This window comes from Gracilibacillus salitolerans, from assembly GCF_009650095.1.
Taxonomy (GTDB): Bacteria; Bacillota; Bacilli; order Bacillales; family Amphibacillaceae; genus Gracilibacillus; species Gracilibacillus salitolerans.
In genome coordinates, this window is record NZ_CP045915.1 from 4,917,791 (window position 1) to 4,929,981 (window position 12,191).

12 protein-coding genes are annotated in these 12,191 nt (G+C 36.3%); 3 read left to right on the forward strand and 9 right to left on the reverse strand.

The window, feature by feature from the left end; translation table 11 throughout:
- Positions 1 to 85: 85 nt before the first annotated feature.
- Positions 86 to 1,276, reverse strand: a complete 1,191-nt coding sequence (locus GI584_RS22945) for an MFS transporter (RefSeq protein ID WP_153792762.1) — start codon at positions 1,274 to 1,276, stop codon at positions 86 to 88.
- Between the two features lie 289 nt (positions 1,277 to 1,565).
- Between GI584_RS22945 and GI584_RS22950 the strand changes: the two genes are divergently transcribed.
- Positions 1,566 to 3,005 (forward strand): carbon starvation CstA family protein, encoded by a 1,440-nt coding sequence (locus GI584_RS22950; RefSeq protein WP_153792763.1) that lies wholly within the window; start codon positions 1,566 to 1,568, stop codon positions 3,003 to 3,005.
- 173 nt (positions 3,006 to 3,178) lie between these two features.
- On the opposite strand, the gene GI584_RS22955 is transcribed toward GI584_RS22950, so the two are convergent.
- The 7 genes from GI584_RS22955 to GI584_RS22985 all read right to left on the reverse strand — a co-directional run bounded on the left by GI584_RS22955 (position 3,179) and on the right by GI584_RS22985 (position 10,749).
- A complete protein-coding gene (locus tag GI584_RS22955; RefSeq protein ID WP_153792764.1) occupies positions 3,179 to 4,861 on the reverse strand; it encodes a glycoside hydrolase family 13 protein in 1,683 nt (560 codons plus the stop codon).
- 92 nt (positions 4,862 to 4,953) lie between these two features.
- Complete coding sequence (locus GI584_RS22960; protein ID WP_153792765.1) at positions 4,954 to 5,772, reverse strand: carbohydrate ABC transporter permease; 819 nt, start codon at positions 5,770 to 5,772, stop codon at positions 4,954 to 4,956.
- 1 nt (position 5,773) lies between these two features.
- Entirely contained in the window at positions 5,774 to 6,634 is an 861-nt protein-coding gene (locus tag GI584_RS22965) for a carbohydrate ABC transporter permease (RefSeq protein ID WP_194842078.1), read from the reverse strand.
- 56 nt (positions 6,635 to 6,690) lie between these two features.
- Positions 6,691 to 7,926 (reverse strand): ABC transporter substrate-binding protein, encoded by a 1,236-nt coding sequence (locus GI584_RS22970; protein WP_153792766.1) that lies wholly within the window; start codon positions 7,924 to 7,926, stop codon positions 6,691 to 6,693.
- 101 nt (positions 7,927 to 8,027) lie between these two features.
- Positions 8,028 to 9,032, reverse strand: a complete 1,005-nt coding sequence (locus tag GI584_RS22975; protein WP_153792767.1) for a LacI family DNA-binding transcriptional regulator — start codon at positions 9,030 to 9,032, stop codon at positions 8,028 to 8,030.
- Between the two features lie 433 nt (positions 9,033 to 9,465).
- Positions 9,466 to 10,275, reverse strand: coding sequence for a CPBP family intramembrane glutamic endopeptidase (locus tag GI584_RS22980; protein WP_100358548.1), 810 nt, complete (start codon positions 10,273 to 10,275; stop codon positions 9,466 to 9,468).
- Between the two features lie 27 nt (positions 10,276 to 10,302).
- Positions 10,303 to 10,749: a hypothetical protein gene (locus tag GI584_RS22985; protein ID WP_100358547.1), complete on the reverse strand. Its 447-nt coding sequence runs from the start codon at positions 10,747 to 10,749 to the stop codon at positions 10,303 to 10,305.
- Positions 10,750 to 10,937: 188 nt separating this feature from the next.
- Here GI584_RS22985 and GI584_RS22990 point away from each other — a divergent pair, with 188 nt between their 5' ends.
- Positions 10,938 to 11,135 carry a hypothetical protein gene (locus GI584_RS22990; protein ID WP_100358546.1) on the forward strand — a complete coding sequence of 66 codons (198 nt, stop codon included), beginning with the start codon at positions 10,938 to 10,940 and terminating at the stop codon, positions 11,133 to 11,135.
- Positions 11,136 to 11,209: 74 nt separating this feature from the next.
- Positions 11,210 to 11,479 carry a hypothetical protein gene (locus GI584_RS22995; protein ID WP_100358545.1) on the forward strand — a complete coding sequence of 90 codons (270 nt, stop codon included), beginning with the start codon at positions 11,210 to 11,212 and terminating at the stop codon, positions 11,477 to 11,479.
- A 105-nt stretch (positions 11,480 to 11,584) separates the two neighbouring features.
- Here the strand turns inward: GI584_RS22995 and GI584_RS23000 are convergent, their stop codons facing one another.
- Positions 11,585 to 12,160, reverse strand: a complete 576-nt coding sequence (locus tag GI584_RS23000; RefSeq protein ID WP_153792768.1) for a chorismate pyruvate-lyase family protein — start codon at positions 12,158 to 12,160, stop codon at positions 11,585 to 11,587.
- Between the last annotated feature and the right edge of the window lie 31 nt (positions 12,161 to 12,191).

Consider the following 12,191-nt stretch of genomic DNA (forward strand, 5'->3'; position numbering starts at 1 on the left):
TCACCCCTTTTATATTGTTCAGAGTCATTCAGTCTGAGATGGATATAGTAACACTTATAGTATGACCATGAAAAATATTTTGATTCTATGAATGTGCTGGATAGCGTTTCATACTTTCTTTCGTTTCATGCTTAACCGTATATAATAGTGCTAATCCACTAGCTAATAACAGTAAACTACTAAAATAGAAAACAGTAGAAATGGTATACAAGCCAGCAATCCAACCACCAATCACAGGACCAATAATGTTACCTAAAAAGCGAACACTCGTATTATAACCTAACACTTCACCTTGAATATTTAATGGTGTTACTTGGCGGATATAAGCGGTTCTGATCGGGATTACACCACCTATTGCCATTCCTAATAAAAATCGAACGATAACTAGTTGCCAAATATTATCGACTAATGCTCCTGGTATGAAAAATACGGCAGACAAAATCAACAGTACTATTAAGACCTTTTCATAACCAATCCGATCTCCTAATTTACCCCAATTCCTTGACATGAAAAGATTTCCAAGGCCTGCCGCTGAAAATGCAAGTCCTGAAAAGAAAGCAATGCTATTAGCTCCATGTATTTCATCAACATATAAAGATAAAATCGGCTGAATACTAAAGTTTGCCACCTGAACAAACATCGATACAACCATGACCATTACAAGTACTGGCTTACTGATAATATGTTTGAGCACTTCTACAGATGAATAGCTTGTGCTTTCCGTCTTCGGTGTGTCTAATTTGACCTCTTTCGCTCCGAATACTACAAAACAAGCAGCAATAAAAAGAGTAACGGATGTCAATTGAAAAGTTGCGGCATAACCAATCGTATCCGCTAATATCCCACCAAACAATGGCCCTAATAAACTCCCAGTTACATTTCCTGTTTGTAATGTTCCCAGCACTTTACCAGCAATGTGCTTTGGTGTTTGTGTGGAAATAAATGCTTGTGACATAGAAATAAAACCAGTGAAAAACCCCATAAACATGCGTAAAATAAAAAGCTGTGGGACATTTGTCACAAAGCCCATTAGTAACACACTGATTCCTAAACCAAAAGCTGCTAAGACTAAAAATATCTTACGACCATGTTTATCACCAAATCTTCCCCATATTGGTGATACAATGAATGCAATCAAAAATGTTATGGCAAATACCCAACCAGACCATTTTTGCACATAGCCATCGGTATAATTGCCTAATGTTCCAATATATAAAGAAAGAAATGGGATCACCATCGTCATACTCGCTGCAATAAAGAAGTTCGCAAACCACATGATAGACAGATTACGCTTTGCAAGCTGCTCTTTATTTGAAATAATAACCCCTTCTTCTTCTATTTATTTCGTCTCTCTAAATAATATGATACGCCTATTATTGACATAGGGGAAATATTATGCATGCAAATGGATTAATTCGAAATATTGTGTCAATTTCAACATTTATTTGTGTATGAAGCTCTCATCATCATTTGATGAAAATTTGATTGTACTTTTCCGCTGAATAATATATAATTCCTTTTGTCAGCGTTTACACAAAACAGATTTGCATAGGGGGGAGAAAAACATGATAACCTTTTTCATTGGTATCGGGTTATTAATTGTTGCCTATTTTACGTACGGTAAATTTGTGGAAAAAACCTTCGGAGTAGATCATTCACGTAAAACACCTGCTATTGTCAATCAGGATGGTGTTGATTTTGTTCCGATGAAAAAACAAAAGAATGCCATGATTCAATTACTTAATATTGCTGGAACAGGTCCGATTTATGGCCCGATTATGGGTGCCCTATTCGGTCCGGCAGCGTTTATTTGGATTGTATTTGGTTCCATTTTTGCTGGGGCTGTTCATGATTATTTGACTGGCATGATATCGATTCGCAACAAAGGGGCGCATATACCAGAACTTGCTGGGAAGTTTTTAGGAAAATTTCCCCGGCACCTGGTAAATGCCTTTGCACTACTGCTCCTCCTTCTAGTCGGAACAGTATTTACTACCACATCTGGATCATTGCTTCATATTTTACTAGATGGTCATGTAGCATTATGGATTATTTTAGGTGTTATCTTTCTGTATTTTGTATTATCAACGATGCTGCCAATTGATAAGATTATTGGAAACATCTATCCTGTCCTTGGCGCTATCTTGTTAATAGGGACAGTTGGGATTGGTATTGCAATGTTCACATCTGGAAACGGTTCCGCTATTCCAGAATTGTCATTTGAAAACATGCACCCGGAAAGCCTGGCCATATTCCCCATGCTATTTTTAACGATTACGTGTGGTGCATTGTCAGGATTTCATGCGACGCAGTCCCCGCTTATTTCCCGTACAGTACAAAAAGAGTCACAGGGGCGCTATATTTTCTATGGAATGATGGTTGCTGAAGGAATTATTGCTATGATTTGGGCAGCCGCCTCCATGAGCCTGTTCTACGGGCAAGAATTGAATGAGCTTATTAATGCTGGAACAGCCTCTGCAGTCGTAAATGAAGCATCGACAACTCTGCTTGGTGCAATAGGCGGTACTATTGCCGTATTAGGTGTTATTGTACTTCCAATCACATCAGGTGACACCGCTTTCCGTGCCGCACGCTCTGTTATTGCAGATTATATAAAATTAAGTCAAAAGAAAGTAATGAATCGTTTAGTCATTGCAGTGCCTTTATTTGCCGTATCCATTATTTTAACGCAAATCGACTTTAACATGTTATGGCGGTATTTCTCGTGGGCAAACCAATCAACCGCTGCACTTGCTCTATGGATTGCTACCATGTACCTGCTGTTGAAAGGTAAAAACTATTGGATATCGCTCGTTCCAGCATTGTTCATTACCGACATGGTGTTGGTCTATATTTTAAATGCACCGATCGGTTTTAATCTGCCACTTCCAATTTCTCATATCGGTGGCATCATCCTAACCATGATTTTTGCAGTTTGGTTCTTCAGGAAGGCGAACCAAAATAAAGCTGAGAGGATTGAAGCAGATTTGCAAAACGCTGCATAACTAATTATGAATATCACTTTCTATTCAAAGAAAATGCATAATCCCCTAATTCCATATAAAAAGGAATTGGGGGATTATGCTGTAGTTTAAAAACGGGCTTTGAATGTGACCTGAATTATTTCTACAATACTTTTAATAAGGATGTTGTTCCATATCCTATTACAAGTCACTACTTATTCACCTTTATACACTCTTGCTTCATATGGTTGCAAGCTAAAGAGAGTAAGAGTATCTGTTTCCGGAATATCATAATTACTGATTAGTTTTTCTTTAGCTTCAAACGAAACATCTCTAGGTAATTCAAATTTTACATATTGGTCACTAAAGTTAGTCACAACTAATAATTTTTCATCTTCATAGTTACGAAGATAAGCATAAATCTTATCATGATCTGGTAAAATCAATTGATAGTCTCCATAAACAATAATCGGATGACTTTTTCTGAGTTGAATCAACTGACGATAATAATGAAATATAGAGTTCTTATCGTTAATAGCTTGCTCTGCATTAACAGTTGTATAATTACTATTCACCTTAATCCATGGCTCACCATCAGTAAATCCTCCATGCTTAGAATCATTCCATTGAAAAGGTGTTCTTGCATTATCCCTTCCTTTTACATTTATAGATTCCATTACTTTGTCACGATCCTCAATACCCTCAACTACTTTTTCTTTATACATATTTAAGATTTCTATATCTTTATAGTCATCTATCGAGTCAAATTGAACATTCGTCATCCCAATTTCTTCACCCTGGTAAATATACGGAGTGCCTTGTAACATATGCAAGAAGGTTCCTAACATTTTGGCTGATTCCACACGGTATTCTTCATCATTACCAAAACGCGAAACAATTCGCGGTTGGTCATGGTTATTTAAGTATAAGCTATTCCAGCCAACACCATATAACCCAGTTTGCCACTTCGTAATATTTTCCTTTAAATCCGTCAATTTTAGTGGTTTTAGATCCCATTTACCATTTGGACCTGAGTCTAAATCCATATGTTCAAACTGGAATACCATTTGTAATTCTTCACGCTCAGGATCGGTGTATTTTTTTGCTTCTTCTACATCTACACCAGGCATTTCTCCTACTGTCATCACATCATAATGTGAAAGAACCTCTTGATTCATCTCGTTTAAAAACTCATGAATACGTGGTCCGTTCATATAGTATTCGCCACCACCAACATATTTTTTTCCTTCAGGGTTTGGTACATCAGGCAAACTAGGTACTTTCGAGATAAAGTTGATTACATCCATACGGAAACCGTCAATACCTTTATCTAACCACCATTTCATCATGTCATAAATTTCTTGACGAAGTTTTGGATTTTCCCAGTTTAAATCAGGTTGTTTTTTGCTAAATAAGTGTAAATAATATTCATCTGTTGCCTCATTATACGCCCATGCTGAACCACTAAAAGCCGATTCCCAGTTATTCGGCTCTTTCCCATCTTTACCAGGGCGCCAAATATAATAATCACGATATGGGTTATCCTTTGATTTCTTTGATTCTTGAAACCAGTGATGTTCATCAGAAGAATGGTTAACCACAAGGTCCATGATTAATTTCATGTCACGGTTATGCATTTCATCTAATAAATTTTCCCAGTCTTTTATTGTACCGAATTCATCCATGATCGCTTGATAATCAGAAATATCATAGCCATTGTCATCATTTGGCGACTTGTAGACTGGTGATAACCAAATAACGTCAACTCCTAGATTTTTTAAGTAATCTAATTTTTCGATAATTCCTTGAATATCTCCAATCCCGTCTCCATTACTGTCATTGAAACTTCGAGGATAGATTTGATAGACAACACTTTCTTTCCACCATGCTTGTTTCATACAGATTCCCCCCCATTTGGTAGCATTCGTTTATTTTTTCCTGCTACCATCTTAAAAAGATTTCTTTTTTTATCTAAATTAAATGCTATTTATTATTTAAGTGACCCTCTCATCACACCACCGATAATCCATTTCTGTGCAAAGATATAGATAATAATCATTGGTAACATCGCCATTAAATAAGATGCAAAAGCTAAGTTATAATCCGTACTAAACTGGCCTTGGAATGCATATTGCACTAACGGTAATGTATATTGACTCGAATCACTTAAAATAACAAGTGGTAACATAAAGTCATTCCAAGCAAACAAAGCGGTTAAAATCGCAATCGTTGCGTGCATTGGTTTCATAATCGGGAAAATAATTTTCCAGAATACCTGCCATGTACTTGCTCCATCAATAATGGCAGCTTCCTCTAATTGCACTGGAATCGATTTAAGAAAACCAACGTAAACAAATACATTAAAGGCTAACTGCATAACCACATTTAAAAAGGCAAGCCCGATTAAGTTATCCATTCCCCACATGCTTGTTTGTTTTACAATTGGTAACATAATGATTGGAAATGGGATAAACATAGCACTAATAAAATAGAAATATAGAAACTTATAAAACTTTTTATGCATATTTCTAGCAATTGCATAAGCCACAAGTGAATGCGTTAGCAACACTAAAACGACTGTTATAACTGTTACTAAAACACTGTTTCCTAATGCTCTAAAGAAATTGGTCATCTCAATAGCGGTAAGGAAGTTTGATATCGACCAAGATTCCGGTAACGCTAATAAGTTACCCGACATTTCTTGCGGCGTTTTAAATGCTATCGTTATCGTTAAATATAATGGAAAGAAAATAAATAGTGAGCCAAGAATTAACAACGTCGTCACTTTCCAATTCTTTTTCCCCGTCATATTACTTCACCTCTCTTCGTTCTAGTACACGTAATTGGATAAGAGAAATTACTACGATTACAATAAAGTAAACAACTGCGTTAGCTGATTGGTAGGCAAATTCTCCACCCTCGAAACCACCGCGATAGATTAATAAAGAAATAGACTCTGTTGCTTGACCTGGCCCACCACCAGTCAATGCAACGATTTGATCAAATGCCATCAAAAAGTTTTTCATTGCAACAACCATGTTAATCGTGAAAAATGGCGCAATAAGTGGAAAAGTTATTTTCCAAAACTTTTTCCATGATCCAGCACCATCAATATCTGCTGCTTCATATAACTCATTCTCGATCGTTGACAGTCCTGCTAAATATAATAGTGTGTTAAACGCTGCAGACTGCCATACTGCTAGAAGCACAATACCTATCCATGCTAAGTCAGGGTTTCCTAATATATTCGATGATAGAAATTCAATCCCAAGTGCTTTACCAAAGTCAGGTAACAAGTGTGTAAACATAAACTTAAAAATATAGCCAACAATTAAAACACTTAATATAAATGGTAAGAAATAGGTTGCACGTAATGTTTTTCGGAACTTAATATTTGCATTAAGCCCTAATGCCACCAATAAACTAATAATATTTACAAGAATCGTTGCAGTTATAGCAAATTGAAAAGTAAAACCATAGGCGCTTAAAGCACGATCATCCTGAAATACATTTAAATAGTTTTTAAATCCTACAAAATCCCAATTCCCATATCCTTTATAGTCAGTAAAACTATAAAATATTCCTTGTAATGCCGGATAGGTGTGAAAGGTGAAAAAGATGACAAATGCAGGAATAACCATTAATAGATAGGTATACTTTTTTTTCACCATGATGATCTCTCCCTTTAAAATAAGTAGGGGCTCTGTTAGAAAAAGCCCCAAACCTTTTAGCGATTTATTACTTTATCCCACTCAGCATCTAATGTTTCTAATGCTGCTTCTTTATCCTGGTTAATCAGGAAGTCTTGTACTAGATTTTCCGCTCCCATACCAGCTGGATAATAGTGATCAGGAAAACTAGTTAAACGGTCTTCTTCAAAGTTCACTTTAATTCCATCAAACACTGGATCTTCTTGGAATACTTCTTGTATTGCAGAAAATGCTTTTTGTTCTTCGATATATTGTTGTGCGGTTTCTTGGCTAGCCATAAATTCGATAAACTTTAATGCTTCTTCCTTGTGATCTGTATCTTCATTCACTGTCAACACAACATCAACACCAGATACTAAGTCATTTTCTTCTGCTTCATTATTTGAAGGCAGTGCGAATGTTCCTAATTCAATATCAGGATTAGCTTTTGCAATCTCAGGAATTGCCCAGTTCCCTTGAATATAAAAAACTCCTTCACCATTTGCAAATGCACTGTTACCATCGCTATAGCCAATACCAAAGTTATCAGCGTGACCATAATCTAATAGTTCTAACATTCTATCAGCAACGACATCGTACTCTTCTGTTAACGTTGTTTCCCCAGCATTTTTACGTTCTGCAAAGTCGTCGGAAACTAGGTTACCAGCAACACCATTCCATATTGGCATTGCTGTCCAAGCTTCTTGCAAGGTAAAGTAAATTGGAGTTTCACCAGCATCTTTTGCTGTCTCTAATGCAGCAATAAACTCGTCCCAAGTTTTTGGAATTTCAATCCCTAATTCTTCTGCTTTTTGCTTATTAAAAATAACTGTATTAGCGTTCGTTGCATATGGGATTCCATATGTTCCTTCTTCTTCAGATCCTACTAATTGGCCAAGCATATCTACATAAGAAGATTGGACTTCTCCAATTATTTCTGAGTCAGAAAAGTCATGGAATACACCAGCACGAGCTAATTCACCATAGGTAGCATTTCCACCTAAAGACATAATATCCGGCAAATCATCTTTCGTTAATCTAGTTTTTATTACTGTTTCCGCTTCTGGAGGTGCTTCTAATTCGATGGTAATATTTGGATTATGCTTCTCGAATTCTTCAATTAACCCATTATACGTATCAATACTTTCTGATTTATTAGAGAAAAGTTCTAATGTTACTTCACCATCTCCACTATCTCCATTAGAACCACAACCAGCTAATAATAACGATGTTCCTAGGCCTAGGGCAACTAATCCTTTTGTTATTTTTTTCATCCTTAACCCTCCATTAAAATGTAAGTATTATATATTTTAACGTAAACGTTTACGTTAAAGGTATACGTAAACGTTTACGTATACGGTAAAAGAACCCTCTTTCACGATAGTTCTTTTACACTCTGTCTTTCAACTATTTCATGAGGAAATATACGACTTTCAACTGGTCTACTTGTTTCCATCATTTCAAAAACCAACTCTGCAGCTTTTTTTCCCATTTCTTCTAAAGGTTGTGCGACAGTAGTTAATGGTGGTGTACTCATTTCTGCAATTCGAAGATTATCATATCCAATAACGGACAGCTGTTTTGGTACCCGAATGTTCATCTTATAAGCAGCTGAAAGGACACCTAATGCAACTTCATCACTGGCTGCAAACACTGCTGTTATTTCCGGGAACTCATAAATAAGTTTATGGAAACCGTTTACGCCGTCCTCAAACCTAAAACCTTCTGGAACAACCCATTCCTCTTTTACTGGTAGTTGATGCGCTCTCATTGCTTCCATGAAACCATCAATCCTAGGTTGACCAGCTATGATATCTCCTCTTCTCCCGCTAATCATGCCAATTTTTCGATGACCTTTTTTAATTAAATACTCTGTTGCACTATATGCAGCACGACGGTCGCTTACTTTGACATATGGTACAGGGAAGTCAAAGGATTCTGTAGATAACAGTACCATTGGTATATTCATATCCTTAATAAGTTGATAATAATCTTCCTTAAGTATCTCACTCGTAAAGACGATACCATCAATTTGCTTTTCTTTTAACACTTGTAAATACTGCCTTGTTTTTTGTCCTTGGGATTCTGTGTGACAAACAATCACACTAGAACCATATTCATGGGTAGCATGTTCAATTCCATTAATAAACTCAGACATTAGCATACTAGAAATCTCCGGAACTAAAACTCCAATTGTATGAGTCCTTTTACTAATCAACCCCCGTGCTATTCCATTCGGATGATAACCTAGTTCTTCTATAACCTGCAGAACTTTTTTTTCTGTTTCTTTCGAATAGCCAGGTTTATTATTTAAGATTCTTGAAACGGTTGCAATGGATACATTTGCTTTTTTGGCTACATCCTTAATTGTAATGGTCATGGTTAAGTACCCCTTTAAATTTCGTAAACGTTTACGTAAAATATAATATCATGGAAAGAAAGGGATTTCAATAATAAATTTATTTTCTTATACCTTTAATACAAATCTTTGTAATGTATGTATATTAAAATAATGTTCTTTCTCTCAGTTACTTTTTCCATCTAAATATAAGCATAGAGGTAAGCCCTCTATGCTTATATTTAATTTGTTACAATACTTTTGATAAAAATGCTTGAGTTCTTTCGTTTTGCGGATGATTAAATAGTTGATCTGGTGTACACTGTTCTACGATAAAACGATTCAGTAGTTAGGGAACGATTATCTACAGAAAGAGAAGACAAACTTTATCGACAAAGAAAAGAGGCTGTGCCACTAAAATCGTTAACCACCGATCTGGACAGCCTCGCTTCATCCAGAGGCGTTTCTATTTCGTTTAATCCACTAACATTCCGCTAATAACCATTAAGAAATTTAATAACATATGCCAGATTACTGCAGGAATAATACTATTGGAACGAACTGTAATAGCCCCAAAAAAGAATCCTCCCACGCTAAATAGAAGGCAACTGATCCAAGAGAATCCTAAGGAATAATGTTGCAAACCAAATCCAATGCTCGTTATCAATACCGCCCATCGATTACCAAAACACTCAGAAAAACGACTAAGTAGTACACCTCTCCATATGATTTCTTCCAGCACGGAGTTAAGGATTGAAAAAACAAGCAAGAAACGCCAGATTTCTTGGATGTATGCCCAACTAGTATTTATCACAAATGGCATAAAAGTAATAAGATTAATAATCATCGCTATGACTAGAAACGTACTTACTTTCGTTCGACGGAAGCCAGACCAAATAAAAGGGATTCGAACAGACTCACCCCATTGTGGCTTCTGCCAATAGCTCATAAAAGGAAGTCTGTAAATAAATGATATAGATATTAATGGAATGATAAGAACGATCAATGACAACCTATTGATAATGATCCGCATTTCCTCAAGGGTCATTTCCGCAATCCATTGCGAATTCACATAGCCATAAAAAAAGAATCCGATACCAAACGTCAGTGTAATCAAAACAAAAAATCTCATTGATTTATCAATGAAAAGGAGTCCTGCACTTATTCCCCAAGCTGTCATTAGTAGGTAACTATCTAATTGCAAAAAGATAACAAGTGTCCCAAACAAGAATAACGGTAAGATATTTGGTTCAGCGTTGGTAGGAAATAAAAGTGTTCTCTTCATAAGTGGTGAAACTCCTTCTTTTATTGGCTATCCATATATATTTCTATATAATTCTTTTCGTCGCTCTTTTTGCCTACTTTTATATGTTCTATTTTTCTTCTTAACTATCTTATCTGCTGCCTGCTTATTTGTATTCTCATATTTCTTCTCCATCATCTTCTCTATCGTCTCTGTCTGATCATTTGTATTCTTATTTTTCTTCTTCCTCTTTATCTCTGCTTCTACTTTCTCCTTAATCATTTTCACTGTTGAGTTAATCAAATCTTCTACCGGTATTTTCTCAATTATAGTATTAAGTATATCCTCCTTTCCAACCATAGATAACGACCCTGCTTTTCCCTCTTGCTTATTTTGCTTCTCTAATTCTTGCTTGATAAATTGGTTCCACTCTTGGTCATTCGCCTGATTGTCAGCCGTAATAAGCCCTTCTTCTGCTGTCGAATTAGATTCAGTTTTTCCTTGTATCTGATCCATTGATTGAAAACCTCCTTTTATATGTTTGATGCACTTATTTTATTTGTTTAGCCTCCATGTATTTTATGTAAATTAGTGATTCCTGCTTAGACTGAAGTGGATTTTATAGAATAATAGTTTATTACCTATAGAATCTAGGATATTTATTCATACACTGAATTAGTCTGATAAAGCAGGAGTGAAAAAGAATGCAAACAGATAACATGAATATTGGCGATAAAATCTTATTCATTCTAGGCATGAGTTTATGCGGCGTGTTGTTCTTTGTATTAGTGGCGGGCGTTATCGTTGCACTGTTTATATCTTGGGATGAGGACGATGAGGAACGTACGGAAACGAGTGGTTCCGCGCCGATACAGAATAAAAAAATAGTGCGGAAGCAGTGACGTCGGCTTACACAAGCTGAAGTTTAAACTGAATTGGATCGCAGGAAAGGGAATATGCTAAGGAGGTGAAGCAGTTGTCGAGGAAAAACCAAGCGTTTTCGAAAATATTGGAACAATTTCATCGGGAATTTAGATACTTTACCGAGAACTATATGATAGCAGTAAAAAAAGGGGCAAACGTAGCTGAGAAAGAAATCAAAGAAGCTGTAAAGGATCGTGATCAACCCTTCGAAGTGATTGTAATTAAATTATTCGAAGCCATCAAGAAGGGTGTACTATATGCCGCTAAACAAATGGTCGATTTCGGATTTAAACAAACGAAAGATGAGTCAAGAAAAAAATAAAGTAGTTTGTCAAAGTACCATTCATTGCTCTCATATTTAAAGGCAATGAATGACCCTAAGGAATGCATTACCTCCTATAGAGCCAGCCATTGCTCAGTCGTTTGATTATTTTTTCTTGATCTCTTGCTGTAAACGGTGTTCGATGAGGCTTGGATGGTAATATTCGAGCAACTGAATCCCAGGTTTACGTCCGAAATACATGAAGTATCTTTTGTAAGGTACTTTATTGTGCAGATTAGTAAAACGGATATTGACCGGCTGCCGGAAAAGATCAACCGCTTCCTCTTCATTTACGAAGCCAGAGTCAACTACCTTTCGGAAAGACCGTACTCCAAGTGAGCTGATCGCTTTACCAATTCCTTGCTTTCGATGAGCAATGTTCTTAAACAAAGCAGGAGGTACGTGCTTGGAATATACAAGTGCAATGTTGTGTGACACGACAAATCCACTCTTTTCACCGATCAAAACTGATTCTCGGATATAGTACGGACCTCCTGAAAATTCCCCTATTAAATTTGTATCTTCAGCTATTTGTTGTTGTCGAATCACTTGTACCGTCACTTTCTCATTCAATAGAATTTCTAGCAAATCTGTTGTTCGTCCATCCGTCACTAATAGTAAGTCGAGTAACAATTCTTGTAACAAATCCGAGGCTTTACGTTCAAACTGTGAGTCTATCATACTTTCACCTCCATCACCTATTGTGTCAGTC

Bases quoted from the DNA above. Each gene is read 5' to 3' on its own strand.
- GI584_RS22945 (WP_153792762.1), bottom strand. From the start codon at position 1,276: ATGTGGTTTGCGAACTTCTTTATTGCAGCGAGTATGACGATGGTGATC.
- GI584_RS22950 (WP_153792763.1), top strand. From the start codon at position 1,566: ATGATAACCTTTTTCATTGGTATCGGGTTATTAATTGTTGCCTATTTT.
- GI584_RS22955 (WP_153792764.1), bottom strand. From the start codon at position 4,861: ATGAAACAAGCATGGTGGAAAGAAAGTGTTGTCTATCAAATCTATCCT.
- GI584_RS22960 (WP_153792765.1), bottom strand. From the start codon at position 5,772: ATGACGGGGAAAAAGAATTGGAAAGTGACGACGTTGTTAATTCTTGGC.
- GI584_RS22965 (WP_194842078.1), bottom strand. From the start codon at position 6,634: ATGGTGAAAAAAAAGTATACCTATCTATTAATGGTTATTCCTGCATTT.
- GI584_RS22970 (WP_153792766.1), bottom strand. From the start codon at position 7,926: ATGAAAAAAATAACAAAAGGATTAGTTGCCCTAGGCCTAGGAACATCG.
- GI584_RS22975 (WP_153792767.1), bottom strand. From the start codon at position 9,032: ATGACCATTACAATTAAGGATGTAGCCAAAAAAGCAAATGTATCCATT.
- GI584_RS22980 (WP_100358548.1), bottom strand. From the start codon at position 10,275: ATGAAGAGAACACTTTTATTTCCTACCAACGCTGAACCAAATATCTTA.
- GI584_RS22985 (WP_100358547.1), bottom strand. From the start codon at position 10,749: ATGGATCAGATACAAGGAAAAACTGAATCTAATTCGACAGCAGAAGAA.
- GI584_RS22990 (WP_100358546.1), top strand. From the start codon at position 10,938: ATGCAAACAGATAACATGAATATTGGCGATAAAATCTTATTCATTCTA.
- GI584_RS23000 (WP_153792768.1), bottom strand. From the start codon at position 12,160: ATGATAGACTCACAGTTTGAACGTAAAGCCTCGGATTTGTTACAAGAA.